The following is a 19632-nucleotide window of genomic DNA, read 5'->3' as shown; positions in this document are numbered from 1 at the left end:
GCTATCGCGAGCAGGCTCGCTCCCACAGGTTTTACGTTTGACTGACGGGCGCTGGCAGGCCTCGCTCTCGTGCGCTCTGAAGCCCATAATGGCGGGCGCGGTTTTGAGGGGGGATGAAGATTTGTTAACTGGACGGTGGACTGGGGTTGTGATGCTGGCCGGTATTTTGTCCGGTTGTGGCAACGGCGACAGCCTGGAACGCTTCGACGGCCCGACCATGGGCAGTCGTTATTCCATTCAATACGTAAGGCATTCCTCCACGCCCGGGCCGAAAGCGGTGCAGGCTGAAGTAGAAAGTATCCTCGCCGAAGTGGATCGACAATTCTCGACCTATCGCAGCGACTCGGTTATCGAACGCTTCAACGCACTGCCGGCCGGCCGCTGTCAGGTCATGCCTGGCCCAGTGCTCGAATTGATCCGTGTGGGCGAGCAACTGTCTTCGCAAAGCGAAGGCTCCTACGACCTGACCGTGGAACCGCTGCTCAATCTCTGGGGCTTTGGCCCGCAGGGCCGTAAGGAAAAAGTCCCGACTGCCGAAGCGCTCGCCGAAGTCAGGCAGCGTGTCGGTCACGCGCACCTGCGCATCGACGGCGATAAATTGTGCAAGGACGCCGCGGTCGAGGTCGACTTCAACAGCATCGCCGCCGGTTACGCAGTCGATACAATTGCCGCAAAACTCGAAGCAATGGGCATCCACAACTACCTCGCCGAAGCCACCGGCGAACTCAAGGCTGCCGGCAAAAAGCTCGACGGCTCACCGTGGCGCATCGCTCTGGAAGAACCCCGCGACGACCAGCAAGTGGCCGAGCGCATCATCGCCGTCGACGGCTACGGCGTTTCCACTTCTGGCGACTACCGCAACTATTTCGAGCAGGACGGTCGGCGTTATTCCCACACCTTCGATGCCCGCAGCGGAGCGCCGGTCCTACATGCCCTGGCGTCAGTCACGGTGATTCATCCTTCAGCGTTGATGGCCGATGGCTTATCGACGCTGTTGCTGATTCTGGGTCCCGAAAGGGGCTGGGACTATGCCGAAGCGCATGACATCGGTGCATTCTTTGTCATTCGTGCCGATACAGGATTCGTCACACGAACCACGCAGGCTTTTGAGCGCCTGAGTGGCGGAAAAACCGAGTGATCGCGGCGATTCAAGCAGCAAAGACTGGCGTTGTAGTGCAGGCAAAACTAGCCTACGACGCGACCAAGGGTTAATGTGCGCGGCGTTGACGCTTATATAGACTGTGTCCGGGTTCTGCACTGGCCCCAAATTGTTCCTTCACGCCGCAGATCGGCGTGATTTAGCCGCAGGTGCCGAGGGCGCCGCGGCCTGTTCTGAGGAGTATGCATGGCTGTCTACAACTACGACGTGGTGGTGCTGGGTTCCGGCCCGGCGGGAGAAGGCGCGGCAATGAACGCCGCCAAAGCAGGGCGCAAGGTGGCGATGGTCGATAGCCGTCGCCAGGTCGGCGGCAACTGCACCCACCTGGGCACCATCCCGTCCAAGGCACTGCGTCACTCGGTCCGGCAGATCATGCAGTTCAACACCAACCCGATGTTCCGGGCCATTGGTGAGCCGCGCTGGTTCTCGTTCCCGGACGTGTTGAAAAGCGCTGAAAAAGTCATCTCCAAACAAGTCGCATCGCGCACCGGCTACTACGCCCGTAACCGCGTCGACGTGTTCTTCGGCACCGGCAGCTTCGCTGACGAGCAAACCATTGAAGTGGTCTGCGCCAACGGCGTGGTCGAAAAACTGGTGGCCAAGCACATCATCATCGCTACCGGCTCGCGCCCTTATCGTCCGGCGGACATCGATTTCCACCACCCGCGTATCTACGATAGCGACACCATCCTCAGCCTCGGCCACACCCCGCGCAAACTCATCGTTTACGGCGCCGGCGTGATCGGTTGCGAGTACGCGTCGATCTTCAGCGGTCTGGGTGTGTTGGTTGAACTGGTGGACAACCGCGGTCAGTTGCTGAGCTTCCTCGACTCGGAAATTTCCCAGGCCCTGAGCTATCACTTCAGCAACAACAACATCACGGTTCGCCACAACGAAGACTACGACCGCGTCGAAGGCGTGGACAACGGCGTGATCCTGCACCTCAAGTCCGGCAAGAAGATCAAGGCCGATGCCTTGCTCTGGTGCAACGGCCGTACCGGCAACACCGATCAGTTGGGTCTGGAAAACATTGGCGTGAAGGTCAACAGCCGTGGCCAGATCGAAGTGGACGAGGCCTACCGTACCTGCAAACCGAACATCTACGGCGCCGGTGACGTGATTGGTTGGCCGAGCCTGGCCAGTGCTGCTCACGACCAGGGTCGTTCGGCCGCTGGCAGCATCGTTGACAACCAAAGCTGGCGCTTCGTCAACGACGTGCCGACCGGCATCTACACCATTCCGGAGATCAGCTCGATCGGCAAGAACGAGCAGGAGCTGACTCAGGCCAAGGTGCCGTATGAAGTGGGCAAGGCGTTCTTCAAGGGCATGGCGCGTGCGCAGATTGCCGGCGAACCGCAAGGCATGCTGAAGATCCTGTTCCACCGCGATACCCTGGAAGTGCTGGGCGTTCACTGCTTCGGTTATCAGGCGTCGGAGATCGTTCACATCGGTCAGGCGATCATGAACCAGCCGGGCGAACAGAACACGCTGAAGTACTTCGTCAACACGACGTTCAACTACCCGACCATGGCCGAAGCCTATCGGGTAGCGGCGTACGATGGCCTCAACCGGCTTTTTTGAGTGGCTCCGGCCGGTGGCCTGAGCCGGCCGGGGAGACCGATTTCAGCAATTCTCGAGCGTGGCGCTGGCCAAACCGGGAAAGTCTGTAATCAGGCTGTCAACGCCGAAGTCGGCGAGCCTGCGCATTAGTGCGGGCTCGTTGACTGTCCATACCGACACATGCAGCCCCTGACGCTGCGCCTTCTGCAGGCGTTCCGGCGTACACAGGGTCCAGTTCAGCGCCAAAATCTCACAGCCATAGCTTTGTGCGACCTTCAACGGATCGAGCCAGGCGTACTCGGCCACCAATCCGCGGGACACGTCCGGCACGAAGTCCAGCGCGGCTTTCAATACTTCCCGCGAACTCGAGGTGATCGTCACCTTGTCGAGCAGGCCGAAACGCTGAGCCATTTCGCGAATCGCCAGCACGGTTGTCGCCGCGCGAGTGCGTGAAGCGCTTTTGACTTCCAGTTGCCAGTGCTCGAAATCGCATTTCTCGAACAGTTCTTCCAGGGTTGGAATCGGGCACGGTTTGATCCAGCCTGGGCCCCCCTTGCGCGCATCGTAGGTCACCAGCTCGGCCGCCGTGTGCTCGACGACTTTGCCGCGACGGTCGGTGGTGCGCTTGAGTGTCGGGTCGTGGATGACCATCAGCTCGCCGTCCATGGACAGGTGCAGGTCCAGTTCGCAGCGGCGCACGCCGTGCTTGAGGCATTGCTGAAAACTGGTCAGCGTATTTTCCGGTGCTTCGCCCTTGGCGCCGCGATGGCCGTAGATGAGGGTCACGGTTCTTCCTTAAATTAAATGCCTGATTCGTTTTGTTCGCGGGCCAGACGTCGTTCCTGGGCCTGCTTCTGCAAAATGTAGCGGGCCAGCAATTGGCGCTGGGCATCGGTCGGGTACTCGAACTCGGTACCGACGTCGTAGCCGTCGCCTTTACGATCGCAATGGGTGACGCGAGCCCGCAACAAGAGTCCGAGGGCTTGCGGCATCAGCACCAGCTTCACCGACAGATGCGCGCCCGTGGCAAGTGGCGTCGGATGCTGAAAGTCGATCCCGCCTTCGGAAATGATCACCGGCTGCGGCTCGCCGATCTGCCCGAGTACGGTGATTGCGATCACCTGGCTCAGCAAATCGATGCGTTTATTCTGGGATTTCAGGAATGCAGCGAGGTTGCGGTCGCGCTCACTGATCTGGCGCAACAGGTGCTGTGACTCGAATTCGCTCAGGTGCAGCTCGCTGAGCAAGTTGAACAGAGGGGAAGCATCCTGCAACACTTCCTGGCCTGCGGCTTCGGGAGCGGACAGGGGCCGAATTTCCAGTGCGATCGTGTCCTCGATACGGTAGTATTCGCGGCGATCTTCTTCATCTAATGTCGACATGGCGAACCCATGGTAGCGGCGGTGGTCTGAGTGTAAAGCTGGTTATCGACCCCCGCCACAAGGACGTTCCTTTTCCCTCCGAACAAGCCCCGACATGTTCAGACCTCTCTTCGTATTTATTGGCACGCGTTATACCCGTGCAAAGCGTCGCAATCATTTTGTGTCGTTCATTTCCCTGACCTCGATGATCGGACTCGCCCTCGGCGTGGTCGTGATGATCGTGGTGCTGTCGGTCATGAACGGCTTCGATCATGAGATGCGCACCCGCGTGCTGGGCATGGTGCCCCACGCGACCATCGAGTCCGGTGAACCGATCAGCGACTGGCAAAGCCTGGCCGCCAAGGTCAAGCAGAACCCGCAGGTGACGGCCGTTGCGCCGTTTACCCAGATGCAGGGGTTGCTGACCAACAACGGCAAGGTGTCCAAAGTCCTGCTCAATGCCATCGACCCTGCGCTGGAACGGCAGGTCTCGATCATTGATAACTTCATGCAGCAGGGCAAACTCGATGACCTGGCGCCGGGCAGTTTCGGCATCGTCATTGGTGACAAGGCCGCGGCCAAGTTGGGTGCGGCGATCGGCGACAAGCTGACGTTCGTGGCGCCGGAAGTCACCGTGACCCCGGCCGGGATGTTCCCGCGCATGAAACGCTTTACCGTGGTCGGCATCTTCCATGTCGGCGCCGGTGAGCTGGACGGCTACCTGGGCATCACCAATCTGCAGGATCTGGCCAAGCTGCATCGCTGGAAACCGGATCAGGTCCAGGGCATCCGCCTGAAATTCGACGACCTGTTCCAGGCGCCACGCGTCGCGTGGACCATCGCCCAGCAACTTGGCGAAGACCGTTTCTATGCCCGCGACTGGACCCGTACCCACGGCAATCTGTATCAGGCGATCCGCATGGAAAAAGCCATGATCGGTTTGCTGTTGCTGCTGATCGTCGCCGTTGCCGCGTTCAATATCATTTCCACGCTGGTGATGGTGGTGAACGACAAGAAGGGCGACATCGCGATTCTGCGCACCCTGGGCGCCACGCCAGGTTCGATCATGGCGATCTTCATGGTGCAGGGCACCGTCATTGGTGTGGTCGGGACGCTGATCGGCGCCGTGGTCGGGATCTTCGCCGCGCTGAACGTCAGCGCCGCGATCTCGGCCCTGGAAGGGCTGATCGGGCACAAATTCCTCAACGCTGACGTGTACTTCATCGATTACCTGCCGTCGCAAGTGCAGAGCCAGGATGTGTTGATGGTCTGCGCCGCCGCGTTGGTCCTGAGTTTCCTCGCCACCCTGTATCCAGCCTGGCGTGCCGCGCGCACCCAGCCTGCGGAGGCGCTACGTTATGAGTGAGTTGGGCATGAGTGATAAAGCAATCTTGAGCTGCCGCAACCTGGGCAAGTCCTACGAGGAAGGTCCGGAGTCGGTAGAGGTTCTGGCTGGTCTGCAACTGGAGTTGCATCCGGGTGAGCGCGTGGCGATTGTCGGGACCTCGGGCTCGGGCAAAAGTACCTTGCTCAACCTGCTGGGCGGCCTCGATACACCGACCAAGGGCAGCGTCTGGCTGGCCGGCGAAGAGCTGTCGGCGCTGAACGAAAAGGCTCGCGGTTTGCTGCGCAATCGGTCGCTGGGTTTCGTTTACCAGTTCCACCACTTGCTGCCTGAGTTCACCGCGCTGGAAAACGTCTGCATGCCGCTGCTGATCGGCAAGACGGCGATCCCGCAAGCGCGTCAGCGTGCGACAGCATTGCTGGAGCGGGTAGGACTGGGCCATCGCCTGGAACACAAACCGGCCGAATTGTCCGGTGGCGAGCGTCAGCGTGTGGCCATCGCCCGCGCCCTGGTGAACAACCCAGGCCTGGTGATGCTCGACGAGCCGACCGGCAACCTCGATTCCCACACCGCCCAGGGCATTCAGGATTTGATGCTGGAACTCAGCACCTCGATGCGCACGGCGTTCCTGGTGGTGACTCACGACATGAACCTGGCTCGCCAGATGGATCGCGTCCTGCATTTGCAGGAAGGTTACCTGACGCCCATCTGATTGACCGAAACCCGACGTACTGAACAGTACGTTGGGTCTTTTATTTTTATACGGTGCCCAGCGAATGTTCAGACCGTTATCGATCTTTATCGGCGCGCGCTATACCCGCGCCAAGCGCCGCAATCGCTTTGTTTCCTTCATCTCGATGACCTCGATGATCGGTCTCGCCCTGGGCGTGCTGGCGATGATCGTGGTGTTGTCGGTGATGAACGGCTTCCAGCGCGAAATGAGCTCGCGCATCCTCGGCATGGTGCCTCACGCGACTATCGTTGGCGTCAATCCGATCGACGATTGGCAGCCCGTCGCGGCGGCGGCCATGAAGAATCCTGAAGTGACGGCCGCTGTGCCGTTCACCGAGATGGAAGGCATGCTGTCCTACAAGGGGACGATGCAGCCGATCCAGGTCAGCGGTGTTGATCCGGCGCTCGAAGGCAAGGTGTCGATCGTCGCCCAGCACATTGTTCAGGGACGTCTCGATGCCTTGAAGCCGGGTGAGTTCGGTGTGGTGATCGGTGAGATCACGGCGCGCCGTTTCCGCTTGAACGTCGGCGACAAGATCACCCTGATCGTGCCGGAAGTCAGCACCGCACCGGGCGGCATCACCCCGCGCATGCAGCGGTTGAACGTGGTCGGCGTGTTCAAGGTCGGCGCCGAACTGGATGGTTCCATGGCGCTGATCCACGTGGCCGATGCCGCGCAGATGCAGCACTGGGCGCCGAATCAGGTACAGAGCGTGCGCCTGGCGGTGAAGGATTTGTACGCTGCGCCGAAGGTTTCCAGCGATATTGCTGGCGGCCTGGGCACCGCTTACAAGGCTGATGACTGGACTCACACACAGGGCAGTCTGTTCAGTGCGATGAAGATGGAAAAAACCATGATCGGTTTGCTGTTGCTGATGATCGTCGCCGTGGCGGCGTTCAACATCATCGCAACCCTGATCATGGTGGTGAACGACAAAGGTGCGGACATCGCGATCCTGCGGACCATCGGCGCCACGCCGCGGCAGATCATGGCGATCTTCATGGTGCAGGGCACCGTGATCGGGGTTGTCGGTACGTTGATTGGTGGTGTGCTTGGCGTGATTGCGGCGCTGAACGTCAGTGAACTGGTGGGTTGGATGGAGCGGGTCAGCGGGCAGCACATCTTCACTTCAGACGTGTACTTCGTCAGTAACCTGCCTTCCGAACTGCAGGGGGCGGATGTGCTGTTGATCTGCTCCGCCGGGTTCATCTTGAGCTTCCTCGCCACCGTTTACCCGGCATGGCGTGCGGCGAAAGTCGAACCGGCTACTGCATTGCGGTATTCGTAAGCCTGTAGATCGCTATCGCGGGCAAGCCCGCTCCCACAGGGGTTTGAGTCGTTCACACCATTGTGATTCAACTCGGTCACTGTGGGAGCGGGCTTGCCCGCGAAGGGGCCAGACCTGCTGGCCTCAATCCCCCTTGGGCAACTCAATCACAAACCGTGTCCACCCGTTATCCGATTCACAATGAATCTGCCCGCCATGGGCGCGGATGATTGACTGAGTGATCGCCAACCCCAATCCCGCATGTTCACTACTGCCTTCCTGGCGCGCCGGATCAGCCCGGTAGAAGCGATCAAACAATCGTGGCAGCAACGCCTTGTCAATTCCGTCGCCGCTGTTCTCGACCGTCAGGCTCAATCCCTTGGGCTGATCAACAATCCGCAGCCGAACCTCGCCTTCGACCGGCGTAAACCGCAACGCGTTATCCAGCAAATTGGAGAGCGCCCGCCGCAACATGCTGCGATCGCCCTCCATGCGCGCACTGCCTTCACGACTCAACCTGACCTGCGCGTCCTCCGCCAACGGTGCAAAAAACTCCAGTAACAGATCCGCTTCTTCCGCCAGCTCCAGCGGTTCGCGCTTGGGCATCAACAACCCGTGGTCGGCCTTGGCCAGGTACAACATGTCGTTGACCAGTTGCGCCATCCATTGCAGTTCTTCGAGATTGCTGTGCAGTGCTTCGCGGTAATCCTCCATGGGACGTGGGCGGGTGAGGGTGACCTGGGTGTGGGTCAACAGGTTCGACAACGGCGTGCGCAATTCATGGGCGATGTCGGCGGAGAAGGCCGATAGCCGCTGAAAAGAGTCGTCGAGGCGTCCGAGCATGGCGTTGAAGTTGTGGGCCATTTCCGCGAGTTCTGGCGGCATGTTCTTTTCGGGCAAGCGCGCATTGAGCGATTGCGCTGAAACGCCGCAGGCAACCGCACTCATGCGTCGTAACGGCCGCAACCCACTGCGCGCTGCCCAGGCACCGAGCAGGGCAGTGGCCAGTGCCGACAAACCGACTGTCAACCAGATCAGGTGCTGCATGCGTTGCAGAAAGTGCTGGTGATGGGTGATGTCCAGCAGCAAGGTCAACTGCGGCGAATCGGGTTTGTCGAGGTACAACGGAGCGTTGAGGACGCGGTAGTCGGTGCCTTCGCTGCTCACCGTGGACAAACCCGCCTGGGTAGGTAATTCCTGGGGCAGGCGCGTCGAACTTTCATACCAGCGCTTGCCGTCACTGCCGGTGATCCGCAGCGACAGATCAGCCTGTCGGCTCAATTCATCGGCCAGTTTGACTTCGCTTTCACTCGACTGAATGTCATGAAGTGCCCGACGCAACCCAATCAACTTGCCGTCCAGTAACTGTTGATCGAGTTCAACGAAATGCGCTTCACTGGCCCGACTGAACAACACCCCGGCAAACAGCGACACCACGGCGGTGCACGCCGCAAACAGCAGCGCCAGGCGACTGCTTAACGAAAGTCGACGCATCAGGCGGGGCGCTCTTCAAGGACGTAACCCATGCCGCGTACGGTGTGAATTAACTTGTTGGGGAATTCGTCGTCGATCTTCAGGCGCAAACGACGGATCGCCACTTCGATGACGTTGGTGTCACTGTCGAAGTTCATGTCCCAGACCTGGGACGCGATCAACGACTTGGGCAGGACTTCGCCTTGCCTGCGCAGGAGCATTTCCAGCAAGGCGAATTCCTTGGCCGTCAGGTCGATGCGCTGACCGCTGCGTTCGACCCGACGGCGGATCAGGTCAAGGCGCAAGTCCGCCAGTTGCAGGGTGGTTTCCTGGGGTGTGGCGTTACCACGGCGCAACAGGCTGCGGACCCGGGCCAGCAGCTCGGAGAAGGCGAACGGTTTGACCAGGTAGTCGTCGGCGCCCAGTTCGAGGCCGTGGACCCTGTCCTCCACCGCGTCGCGCGCTGTCAGAAACAGTACCGGCGTGTCGAGGCCGGCACTGCGCACCGCTTGCAGAATTTGCCAGCCATCGCGACCGGGCAGCATCACATCGAGAATCAACAGCGCGTAATCGCCGGACAGCGCCAGTTGCTGGCCGGCGCTGCCGTCCGCCACCAGTTCAGTATTGAAACCGGCCTCGGTCAGGCCTTGGCGCAAGTAGTGGCCAGTTTTCGGTTGGTCTTCGACGATCAGCAGTTTCATGGGCGACTCGAGGTAAATGGAACGGACGCTTTATACCGTGGGCGGCGTTAATACTGGCCAACCTGACAAAGTTGTAATCTGGCTGTCAGGTTGCAGGCAGTCGCGGCAGTTTAGAGTTTTCCACAGGCTGAACCTTATCTTGTTGGAGTACGACTATGTTTTTGCGCAAATCACTGGTGCGAGCCGCGTGTTTGCTGGCGCTGAGCTCGCCGGCGTGGGCTGCCCCGGCGCATACCTACGACTTCGGCCAACCGGCCCCGGCGGCCAAGGCGACTCGCAGCGTTGAAGTCGTCATGGGCGACATGTCGTTCACCCCTAAGGCGATTGATATCAAGGCCGGTGAGACGGTTCGTTTTGTATTGGTGAATAAAGGTCAGTTGTTGCATGAATTCAACCTCGGTGACGCGGCAATGCACGCCAAACATCAGCAGGAAATGATGAAGATGCAGCAGAGCGGCATGCTCATGCCTACAGGCATGAAGGAAATGGACCACGGCGCCATGGCCGGTATGGCCGGCATGGAGCATGGAATGAAACACGACGACCCCAACAGTGTGCTCGTCGAGCCGGGCAAAACTGCTGAGTTGACCTGGACCTTCACCAAGGCCACCAACCTGGAATTCGCCTGCAACATCCCCGGTCATTACCAGGCCGGCATGGTCGGCAAGGTGACTGTCAGTCAGTAAGCACTCAAAGGCGGGAGCAAAGGCTGGTAGAATCCGCTGATTCTTCAGTCAGGTTTCCGCCATGCATCCCGCAGCCGAACACTCGCCGCTGGGCAAATCCAGCGAATACATCGCCACCTACACGCCGTCCTTGCTGTTCCCGATCCCGCGCACCGCGAAATGGGCCGAGCTGGGCCTGACGGCTGAAACCCTGCCGTACAAGGGCGTGGATTTCTGGAACTGCTTCGAACTGTCGTGGCTGTTGCCGTCCGGCAAGCCAGTGGTGGCGATTGGCGAATTCAGTATCCCGGCGGATTCGCCGAATATCATCGAATCGAAGTCGTTCAAGCTGTACCTCAACTCCCTGAACCAGACACCATTTGCCGACACCGCGAGCCTTGAAGCGACATTGGCCAGAGACTTGTCGGCCGCTGCCGGTAAACCGGTCGGCGTGCGGATTCGCAGCCTGAAGGACGTCGAAGCCGAAGGCGTCGTGGCGTTGCCGGGCATGTGCATTGATGATCTGGACATCAGCGTCAGCAACTATGAGCATCCGCGCCCGGAACTGCTGCGTTGCGATGAATCGCTCATCGTGGAGGAGAGCGTGCACAGCCATTTGCTCAAATCCAATTGCCCGGTTACGAGTCAGCCGGACTGGGGTAGCGTGGCGGTGCAATACCGTGGCGCTGCGCTGGATCACGCGAGTTTGCTGGAATACATCGTGAGCTTCCGGCAGCACTCGGACTTTCATGAACAGTGCGTGGAGCGGATCTTTCTCGACCTGCAACGGTTGTTGAAACCGGAGAAATTGACGGTGTATGCACGGTATGTGCGCCGCGGAGGGTTGGACATCAACCCGTATCGCAGCACTGAAACCATTCAACTGCCAAACCACCGCCTGGTCCGCCAGTAAAGAACCCCTGTGGGAGCGGGCTTGCTCGCGATGAGTCCAGCACATTCAACATTGATGTTGACTGACACTCAGCCATCGCGAGCAGGCTCGCTCCCACAGGGGATTGCATTGCAAATCCCGGATATGAAAAAGCCCCGCTATCACTAGCGGGGCTTTTTTGTATTCGGCGGGTTCAGATCCCCATGTTGGCCAGGGCTTGCACGATGTTGCGCAAGGTGCCAGCCAGGGTCGGGTGTTCGATTTCGAAGCGTTCAACGGCCAGGTTCACATTGTCGGCGAGGCTGGAGTCCTGGGTTTTGGTTTCGAGCTCCAGTTCCAGTTCGATCTGTTGCATCAGTGCGTGCAGGTCTTCACGTTCGGCTTCGGTCAGCGGTGGATTCTGTTCCAATTGCTCGCGCAGAGTATTGAGTTGTTGTTGCAGTTCGCGGGCAGGCATGGCGTTCTTCCTTTTATCGATAGGCACTGGCATAGACCGCAGCAGCACGCCAAAGGTCTATGGCTTGACCTTTAGATTAATCCACTCGCGCGCAACCTGCATGATCTCGATCAGGGCTTTTCGCCCTTGAGCCGGCGCAGACTGATGTCGGCCAGGCAGGTGTCGAGTTCACCGAGGTGATCGATCACCGAATGCACACCCAGGCCGAACAGTTGCATCGTTGCCTTGCCGCGTTTGAATTCTCGCTCCTGCTGAGTCAGCGCCTGCCACTCGTTGGGTGCCAGGCCGCAAAGTGAGCCGCAGGACGCCAGCCCAATCGTCCACAATCCGGCATTGAGCCCCGCTTGCAGCAATCGTGGTTCGCCGCTGACCAGCACGCAACCCTCCAGCCGTTCGACATTCAACGTCATCAGGGCTTGCCAACAGGCATGCGGTGCCGGCCATGGATTGTTTGTTTCAGGGTGTTGCGAGGGTTTGATCCATGAAGGCAAGGCAGCAGCCAGTGAATGGCTGAGGGCAGGGGGGAGTTCATCGAGCCAGGCACAGGGAATCTGCTGATGTTGCAAGCTGCGCAGGCTATCCAGTGCGCCGGGCGTAGCCTCGGCGTGTATGGCAGAGGGGATGCCCTGTGCGCGTGTGCGGGCACCGAAATCCACCAGGCAACCACTGAGGCCGAACAGGACGGCGCTCAGGCTGGGCGCAACGTGGGGCAAGGTTTCGGCGTGCGGCATATCAACGTCCCTGAAATAGCCTCAAGGCTAGGGCGCGACAGTGACAGTTGAGTGACACTGATGTGAATCGCTCACAATCATCACGAATGATCCGCAGGCTGCCTTGTGCGCGGTGCTGCCTAAAGCGGCTGTTCCGTCTTATACTAGCCCGCTTAACGCTTGGGCCAAGTGCCCGCGCCAGTACAATCCAAGGAGTTTTTCTATGCGCTGGAGCAATCATCTAGCTCAGTTTTGTGTGTTTACCAGCGTATTGCTGGTTCCGTTCGTTGCACAGGCAGCCTCGGAAGACGACCCTTGGGAAAGCATCAACCGCCCGATCTACAAGTTCAACGATGTGCTCGACACCTATGCGCTGAAGCCTTTGGCCCAGGGTTATCAGTTCGTGACGCCGCAGTTTCTTGAAGACGGCATCCACAATATGTTCCGCAACGTCGGTGACGTCACCAACCTTGCCAACAATATCTTGCAGGCCAAACCGGCCGCCGCTGGCGTCGACACCGCACGCTTGATCTTCAACACCACCTTCGGCTTGCTGGGCTTCTTCGATGTGGGCACCAAGATGGGCCTGCAGCGCAACGACGAAGATTTCGGTCAGACCCTCGGCTACTGGGGTGTAGGCAGCGGCCCTTACGTGATGTTGCCGTTGTTGGGTCCAAGCACGCTGCGTGACGCGCCGTCCAAGTATGTCGATGGCTACACCGGCCCGTACCCGTACATCAACGACATTCCCGTGCGTAACTCGATCTACGGCCTGAACATCATCGACACCCGCGCCAGCCTGCTGTCGAGCGAGAAGCTGATCACCGGCGACAAGTACACCTTCATCCGCAATGCGTACTTGCAGAACCGCGAATTCAAGGTCAAAGACGGCCAGGTCGAAGACGATTTTTGATCTCGACCGGTAAAACGAAGAAGGCGGCCCAGTGGGCCGCCTTCTTTCGTTTGGCTTTCCTGGCCGGTTTGGCTCGTGGGTTTTTAACCTTCCATTACGTTACGGTTTTGCCGGTTCTTATAACTCCCGGTGATTTGAAATGGAAAGACGTCAAGCGACCATCGGCGTGAGCTTGAAACGCCCCGCGGATGGGAGTACCGTCTGCGCCTTAGAAGGGCACCTCTGGTGTACCTGTGTGTAGGGCAAATGCTCGAAAACAGTGCAGTAGAGAGGCTAGAAAGCGAATCCAGTAGTGTGAGCCGGGACAAAGCCCCTGCCTGCTACGCCAACCTAATTCTGGCGCCGTTTGCCCACATGCCAAAAACCAGTGCCACGCTGCTGATAATCGATGATGACGAAGTAGTGCGCGCGAGCCTCGCCGCCTATTTGGAAGACAGTGGTTTCAGCGTCTTGCAGGCCAGCAATGGCCAGCAGGGTCTTCAGGTATTCGAGCAAGACAAGCCCGACTTGGTCATCTGCGATCTGCGCATGCCACAGATGGGCGGACTCGAACTCATTCGCCAGGTCACCGAGCTGTCACCACAAACCCCGGTGATTGTGGTTTCGGGCGCCGGCGTGATGAACGACGCGGTCGAGGCCCTGCGCCTGGGCGCTGCGGACTACCTGATCAAGCCTCTCGAAGATCTGGCTGTGCTCGAGCACTCTGTGCGCCGGGCCCTGGATCGTGCGCGCCTGCTGCTGGAGAACCAGCGCTACCGCGAGAAGCTGGAAAAGGCCAACCGCGAGCTCGCCGCCAGCCTGAACCTGCTCCAGGAAGACCAGAACGCCGGTCGCCAGGTGCAGATGAACATGCTGCCGGTCAGCCCCTGGACCATTGACGAGTTCCAGTTTGCTCACCAGATCATCCCGTCGCTGTACCTGTCGGGTGATTTCGTCGACTACTTTCGGGTCGACGAGCGTCGGGTAGCCTTCTACCTGGCGGACGTTTCCGGTCATGGCGCCTCTTCAGCCTTCGTTACCGTGCTGCTGAAGTTCATGACCACGCGCTTGCTGTTCGAATCCAAGCGCAGCGGCACATTGCCGGAATTCAAGCCTTCAGAGGTCCTTGGTCATATCAACCGAGGCCTGATCAGTTGTAAGCTGGGTAAACACGTCACAATGGTCGGTGGAGTCATCGACGAGGAGACAGGTTTGTTGACCTATAGCATCGGTGGTCATTTGCCGTTGCCTGTGTTGTACACGCCAGACAGTGTTCGTTATCTGGAAGGGCGTGGTCTGCCGGTGGGCCTCTTCAATGAAGCCACCTACGAAGATCACGTGCTGGAGCTGCCGCCGACGTTCAGCCTGACGCTGATGTCCGATGGCATTCTGGACCTTTTGCCAGAACCTACACTCAAAGAAAAAGAAGCGGCTTTGCCCCAACGGGTCAAGGCAGCGGGCGGCAGCCTGGATGGTCTGCGGCAGGTATTTGGATTGGCCACGCTAGGGGAGATGCCGGATGATATCGCCCTGTTGGTGTTGAGCAGGAATCTTTAATGAGTACCGGTAGAATCCAGTTCGCCGAGCAGGATGGCACCTTCGTCCTGAAGTTCGTCGGTGAAGTTCGCCTGACCCTGTGTTCGGCGTTGGATGCGACTATTGAGCGGATCTTCACGGCGTTGAACTTCAACGCAATCGTGATCGACCTGACCGAAACCCGCAGCATCGACAGCACCACGTTGGGCCTGCTGGCCAAGCTGTCGATCCTGTCGCGGCAAAAGGTCGGCTTGTTGCCGACCGTCGTCACCACCCACGAAGACATCACCCGTCTGCTGCAGTCCATGGGCTTCGAGCAAGTGTTCAACATCGTTGACCGCCCGATCCCATGCCCTGAGTGCCTGACCGACCTGCCAGACCAGGATCAGTCCGAAGAAGTGGTGCGGATCAAAGTGCTCGAAGCGCACAAGATCCTCATGGGCCTGAACGACTCCAATCGTGAAGCGTTTCATGATCTGGTGAATGCGCTGGAACGTCAGTGATCTCCTGAAAGTGATGTGGGCCTTACAGGCCCTATCGCAGGCAAGCCAGCTCCCACATAACCTCCGTCGTAAACACTATCGCGATCCATCACAAATCCCCTGTGGGAGCGGGCTTGCTCGCGATGGCGCCATAACAAGCCCCACATCCTTCAGTGCGAAGCCCATTCAATACCCAAATTCAACGCATCAAAAAAAGGCGAACCTATCAAGGTTCACCCTTTTTGCATTGCCTTGAACTAGATCACAGCTTGGCTTGCAGCAACGCCTCAAGCTTTTCCTGGTCGCGAGCAAACTGACGAATACCCTCAGCCAGTTTCTCGGTCGCCATCGCGTCCTCGTTGGACAACCAACGGAACTGCGCTTCATTCAAGCTCAAACGCGCTTCACCAGCGTGACCCGGCGCCAATTTGCGTTCCAGCTTGCCAGTGTCCGCCGCCAGCTTATCAATCAGATCCGGGCTGATGGTCAGACGGTCGCAACCGGCCAGTTGCTCGATCTGATTCAGGTTGCGGAAGCTCGCGCCCATAACCACAGTCTTGTAGTCATTGGCCTTGTAGTAGTTGTAGATGCGTGTCACCGACTGCACGCCCGGATCATCCGCGCCGGTGTAGTCGTTGCCGTTGGCCTTCTTGTACCAGTCGTAGATGCGACCTACGAACGGCGAAATCAGGAAAACCCCTGCATCAGCACACGCCGCAGCCTGAGCGAACGAAAACAGCAGCGTCAGGTTGGTCTGGATGCCTTCTTTTTCCAGAATTTCGGCAGCGCGGATGCCTTCCCAGGTGGAAGCGATCTTGATCAGCACGCGGTCACGGCCAATGCCGGCCTTGTCGTACAGGTCGATCAGACGGTGCGCACGCTTCAATACGGCGTCAGTGTCGAACGACAGGCGCGCATCCACTTCGGTGGAAATACGGCCTGGGATCACTTTCAGAATTTCTTGCCCTACCGCGACGCCAAAACGGTCGCTGGCCAGGCCCACATCGCCCTTGCAGTCGTGAATGCAGGCATTCAGCAACTCGGCATAACCGGGAATGGCCGCCGCTTTGAGCAGCAGGGAAGGGTTGGTGGTAGCGTCCACGGGTTTAACGCGAGCGATAGCTTCGAAGTCGCCGGTGTCGGCAACCACGGTGGTCATTTGTTTGAGTTGTTCCAGCTTGGAAGTCATGGGCGTGCTCTGTCCTATGGGTCTAATGACATTACCCGAGCGCTGACAGCCACTCAAGGGTGCATGTACGTATCGAAGGCCCCAGCGGCAACAACCTGAAAACGGCTGTTTGAATGTCGGGGCGCGGTATCGGTAAATACGATGCCAAATCAGACCACAGGTTCAACCCAAGCGACCGTTAACGCCCCTCAAGCAACTCCGCCGCCTGATCCAGCAACACCAAAGGCTCTTTAGCCTTATGAATATCCACCGACAACAACTGCCGAAACTTGCGCGCCCCGGGAAACCCGGTGCCCAGCCCCAGCACATGCCGAGTGATGTGGTGCATCGAGCCGCCCGCATCAATATGCGCCGCTATATAAGGCCGCAACTGCGCCAGCGCCTCCGCCCGGCTAATCACCGGCGCCGTGCTGCCGAACAGTTGCTGATCCACCTCGGCCATCACATAAGGGTTGTGATAGGCCTCACGGCCCAACATCACGCCGTCGAACGTCTGCAAATGCTCGTGACAGGCTTCCAGCGTCTTGATCCCGCCGTTGAGAATGATCTCCAACTCCGGAAAATCCGTCTTCAACCGCGCTGCCACGTCATAACGCAGAGGCGGAATGTCACGGTTCTCCTTCGGCGACAACCCCTCCAGAATCGCAATCCGCGCATGCACCGTAAAACTCGTGCACCCGGCATCCCGAACCGTACCGACGAAATCACACAACTGCTCGTAACTGTCCCGTCCATTAATCCCGATGCGGTGCTTCACCGTCACCGGAATCGACACCGCATCGCGCATCGCCTTCACACAATCCGCCACCAACTGCGGATGCCCCATCAGGCACGCACCGATCATATTGTTCTGCACCCGATCACTCGGGCAGCCAACATTAAGATTCACCTCGTCGTAACCGTGCTCCTGCGCCATTCGCGCGCAGGCGGCCAAGTCCAGCGGCACACTGCCGCCGAGTTGCAGGGCGAGCGGGTGTTCGGCTTCGTTGTGACGCAGAAATCGGTCGTGATCGCCGTTGAGCAACGCGCCGGTGGTGACCATTTCTGTGTAGAGGAGAGCGTGCTTGGAGAGTAGGCGCAGGAAAAAACGGCAGTGACGATCGGTCCAATCCATCATCGGGGCGACGGAGAAGCGGCGGGAGAGCGGGGCGGGTGTGGCGGTGATTGGGAGCATTGGCGGTTCTGAGATGGGTGAGGCTGGGAGGTGGGGGAGTTTATCAGGATTGGGGTTGTTGGGCTTAGGCCAGTCTTGCTGCGTTTGTTCAGTTCATCAGAGCAACGGCATGGGAGGAAATCGACTGGATCGCTACGAGTAAATAAGTCTGAGAATCATCTGGCCGGCCTCCCCACCTCACAGAGGTGGCGCAAAATTCAAGGTGCGAACTTAGACTTTTGCTGAGGAGGCCACTTCGAAAATCGAGCCTCAAAGCTGATATGTAGGAAGCCGGTGGTCATCGGCATCCGAAAATGATGGATGTCTATGGTCATAGCGTCCCCACAGTGTGCCCTTCTGGAAATGAGTGTATAAAGCCCTTCGACAGGCCCCGGACTATTACGAGGCGAGACTGACTATTGGCTGAAGGAGCCCAGCATGAGCGTATGGAACGAACTCGGATTCTCCGATAACCCGTATAGCCCTCGTCCGATTCAGGGTGATGAGCAAGGCATTAGACTGCTTGTCGGTCGGAATAAAGAGCTAAAGAGGCTGCTTACTTATCTAAGATCTTCCGACACACATCCGACCTTGGAAGGTCCGAATGGAGTTGGAAAAACAAGTTTAGTCTCGGTTTCTGGCTATATACTAAAACAAAATTTTGTAATCGGGACATCTCAGCAGGCACTTCTACCTATATCGGAGCCATTCCAGCTTACTCCAGACGACAGTACAGCTTCATTTAAGCGAAGAGTGCTGTTTAGAGTCGCTCAAGCCTTCATTGATAACAATGAGTCTTTGAAGGCGCGCGGATATAATGTTCCTGATGTTGCACAAATTAATGCGTGGCTTAATTCGCCAATTATTTCTTCTATCGGCGGTGGTGTTACCGTTTTTGGATTGGGGGGGGTGAATGGTGCGTCAGGAAATGCTAGCAACACTTCAGCAGGGTTCAGTGAGGACGGATTCGTTACCACGGTTCTTACGTGGCTAAGAAATTGCTTTCCCACTAGCGCATCAGGCGGCTTTGTATGCACCATCGATAATCTTGAACTTCTTCAAACGTCAAAAAGCGCAAGGGCATTGCTTGAAGGGATCAGGGATGAAGTCCTTGGCGTACGGGGCTTGCGTTGGGTACTGTGCGGGGCGCGAGGAATCACGAGAAGTGTCGCATCCTCACCTCGTTTGCAGGGTGTTCTCGCTGAACCGATTCTGATTGATCCTATCAAAGAAGAGTTTATCGAAGAGCTAATTACAGAGCGCTTGAATGTTTTCAAAATTGTGGATGATGCAACTATTCCCGTAGGTCCCCGTGGATTTGCACACCTGTATGCAATTGGCGGTCGGAACCTTCGCAATGCTATGAAATATAGCGAGGATTTTTGTATCTGGGCCGTTGAGAAGGAACATATAGATAAAGACGCGGACGGGTTATACGCCCTCATTGAGGCATGGATGGCGGAGCTTGCTGAACAGTACAATCACGATACAACGGGCGTCGGCGGTAGAGCGTGGGGCGTATTCGAAAAATTAGCTACTTTGGGCGGAAGTATCTCGCCAAGCCAATATGAAGAGTTTGGCTTTGAAAGTAATCAAGCTATGAGACCGCACCTCAGAGATCTTGAGGAAGCCAACCTTATTGAAAGTGCCATTGATGAAACAGATAAAAGGCGAAAAACAATTGGAATTACATCTCGCGGCTGGATAGTTAACTATAAGCGGTCGGGGTATGTCCAAGTAGGGAGTGAAATATAGAGATATATCTACCCAAATACACCTAGCTAAATGACGCCGTTTCGATGATTGTTTTTTTGTCGCGACGGCTTCAAAAGCTGTACCTTGTTCTGAAGGCTCTCTACCTCCTCGCAGCTTAATTTTTCTAAGAGAAAAAAAGGGCTAATATATTTTTGTATGTGGCAGCGTGGAAAATAAATATATTCCGGTTTTTTTGCTAAATAAAATGCGGGGTTTATTTAACGTAAAAAAATGAGCGTGTGTTTATATGTCTAAAGTGGATTTGTAAAGGTTTGCTCCCGTGCATCGCATATTCTGTATAG

The 19632-nt window shown here is 57.8% G+C and carries 19 protein-coding genes; 11 read left to right on the top strand and 8 right to left on the bottom strand.

Annotated elements, in window-relative coordinates:
- Positions 1-151: 151 nt before the first annotated feature.
- Together DFS28_RS16045 and sthA are read left to right on the top strand one after the other, a co-directional pair.
- Entirely contained in the window at positions 152-1138 is a 987-nt protein-coding gene (locus tag DFS28_RS16045; protein WP_111450581.1) for an FAD:protein FMN transferase, read from the top strand.
- A gap of 207 nt (positions 1139-1345) precedes the next feature.
- Positions 1346-2740: a Si-specific NAD(P)(+) transhydrogenase gene (gene sthA, locus DFS28_RS16040; RefSeq protein ID WP_074875140.1), complete on the top strand. Its 1395-nt coding sequence runs from the start codon at positions 1346-1348 to the stop codon at positions 2738-2740.
- 42 nt (positions 2741-2782) lie between these two features.
- On the opposite strand, the gene DFS28_RS16035 is transcribed toward sthA, so the two are convergent.
- Positions 2783-3505 carry a glycerophosphodiester phosphodiesterase family protein gene (locus DFS28_RS16035; protein ID WP_111450580.1) on the bottom strand — a complete coding sequence of 241 codons (723 nt, stop codon included), beginning with the start codon at positions 3503-3505 and terminating at the stop codon, positions 2783-2785.
- Positions 3506-3519: 14 nt separating this feature from the next.
- Positions 3520-4101: a PilZ domain-containing protein gene (locus tag DFS28_RS16030; RefSeq protein WP_111450579.1), complete on the bottom strand. Its 582-nt coding sequence runs from the start codon at positions 4099-4101 to the stop codon at positions 3520-3522.
- A 94-nt stretch (positions 4102-4195) separates the two neighbouring features.
- On the opposite strand from DFS28_RS16030, the gene DFS28_RS16025 reads away from it, so the two are divergent.
- The 3 genes from DFS28_RS16025 (at position 4196) to DFS28_RS16015 (ending at position 7446) form a co-directional block, all read left to right on the top strand.
- The gene (locus tag DFS28_RS16025) at positions 4196-5446 is read left to right on the top strand and encodes a lipoprotein-releasing ABC transporter permease subunit (RefSeq protein WP_111450578.1); all 1251 of its coding nucleotides are present in this window, start codon (positions 4196-4198) and stop codon (positions 5444-5446) included.
- A gap of 7 nt (positions 5447-5453) precedes the next feature.
- Positions 5454-6137, top strand: coding sequence for a lipoprotein-releasing ABC transporter ATP-binding protein LolD (gene lolD, locus DFS28_RS16020; protein WP_165934003.1), 684 nt, complete (start codon positions 5454-5456; stop codon positions 6135-6137).
- 64 nt (positions 6138-6201) lie between these two features.
- A complete protein-coding gene (locus DFS28_RS16015) occupies positions 6202-7446 on the top strand; it encodes a lipoprotein-releasing ABC transporter permease subunit (protein WP_111450576.1) in 1245 nt (414 codons plus the stop codon).
- 123 nt (positions 7447-7569) lie between these two features.
- On the opposite strand, the gene DFS28_RS16010 is transcribed toward DFS28_RS16015, so the two are convergent.
- Positions 7570-8919, bottom strand: coding sequence for a heavy metal sensor histidine kinase (locus tag DFS28_RS16010; RefSeq protein WP_111450575.1), 1350 nt, complete (start codon positions 8917-8919; stop codon positions 7570-7572).
- Positions 8919-9599 carry a heavy metal response regulator transcription factor gene (locus tag DFS28_RS16005; RefSeq protein WP_111450574.1) on the bottom strand — a complete coding sequence of 227 codons (681 nt, stop codon included), beginning with the start codon at positions 9597-9599 and terminating at the stop codon, positions 8919-8921. Before DFS28_RS16005 ends, DFS28_RS16010 begins: the two co-directional genes overlap by 1 nt.
- Before the next feature lie 155 nt (positions 9600-9754).
- Here DFS28_RS16005 and DFS28_RS16000 point away from each other — a divergent pair, with 155 nt between their 5' ends.
- Both DFS28_RS16000 and queF read left to right on the top strand, forming a co-directional pair.
- Entirely contained in the window at positions 9755-10285 is a 531-nt protein-coding gene (locus DFS28_RS16000; protein WP_111450573.1) for a plastocyanin/azurin family copper-binding protein, read from the top strand.
- Positions 10286-10346: 61 nt separating this feature from the next.
- Positions 10347-11177, top strand: a complete 831-nt coding sequence (queF, locus tag DFS28_RS15995) for an NADPH-dependent 7-cyano-7-deazaguanine reductase QueF (protein WP_111450572.1) — start codon at positions 10347-10349, stop codon at positions 11175-11177.
- A 172-nt stretch (positions 11178-11349) separates the two neighbouring features.
- Here queF and DFS28_RS15985 read toward each other — a convergent pair whose 3' ends face one another.
- Positions 11350-11613 (bottom strand): DUF4404 family protein, encoded by a 264-nt coding sequence (locus DFS28_RS15985; protein ID WP_008151367.1) that lies wholly within the window; start codon positions 11611-11613, stop codon positions 11350-11352.
- A gap of 110 nt (positions 11614-11723) precedes the next feature.
- Entirely contained in the window at positions 11724-12344 is a 621-nt protein-coding gene (locus DFS28_RS15980) for an HAD family phosphatase (protein ID WP_111450571.1), read from the bottom strand.
- 202 nt (positions 12345-12546) lie between these two features.
- On the opposite strand from DFS28_RS15980, the gene DFS28_RS15975 reads away from it, so the two are divergent.
- The 3 genes from DFS28_RS15975 to rssC all read left to right on the top strand — a co-directional run bounded on the left by DFS28_RS15975 (position 12547) and on the right by rssC (position 15254).
- Positions 12547-13236: a VacJ family lipoprotein gene (locus DFS28_RS15975; protein ID WP_111450570.1), complete on the top strand. Its 690-nt coding sequence runs from the start codon at positions 12547-12549 to the stop codon at positions 13234-13236.
- Between the two features lie 354 nt (positions 13237-13590).
- Entirely contained in the window at positions 13591-14772 is a 1182-nt protein-coding gene (gene rssB, locus DFS28_RS15970) for a two-component system response regulator RssB (protein WP_010456296.1), read from the top strand.
- Complete coding sequence (gene rssC / locus DFS28_RS15965; RefSeq protein ID WP_111450569.1) at positions 14772-15254, top strand: anti-sigma factor antagonist RssC; 483 nt, start codon at positions 14772-14774, stop codon at positions 15252-15254. Before rssB ends, rssC begins: the two co-directional genes overlap by 1 nt.
- Before the next feature lie 241 nt (positions 15255-15495).
- Here rssC and tal read toward each other — a convergent pair whose 3' ends face one another.
- Complete coding sequence (tal, locus tag DFS28_RS15960; protein ID WP_076030394.1) at positions 15496-16422, bottom strand: transaldolase; 927 nt, start codon at positions 16420-16422, stop codon at positions 15496-15498.
- A gap of 178 nt (positions 16423-16600) precedes the next feature.
- A complete protein-coding gene (gene dusA, locus DFS28_RS15955; RefSeq protein ID WP_111450568.1) occupies positions 16601-17596 on the bottom strand; it encodes a tRNA dihydrouridine(20/20a) synthase DusA in 996 nt (331 codons plus the stop codon).
- 417 nt (positions 17597-18013) lie between these two features.
- Here dusA and DFS28_RS30430 point away from each other — a divergent pair, with 417 nt between their 5' ends.
- On the top strand, positions 18014-19330 hold the full coding sequence (locus tag DFS28_RS30430) for a hypothetical protein (RefSeq protein WP_132834307.1): 1317 nt from the start codon (positions 18014-18016) through the stop codon (positions 19328-19330).
- The last annotated feature ends 302 nt before the right edge of the window (positions 19331-19632 follow it).

Origin of the sequence: Pseudomonas sp. 478 (assembly GCF_003254125.1) — a bacterium.
Classification (GTDB): domain Bacteria; phylum Pseudomonadota; class Gammaproteobacteria; order Pseudomonadales; family Pseudomonadaceae; genus Aquipseudomonas.
This window is presented reverse-complemented; position numbering and strand designations above follow the sequence as displayed.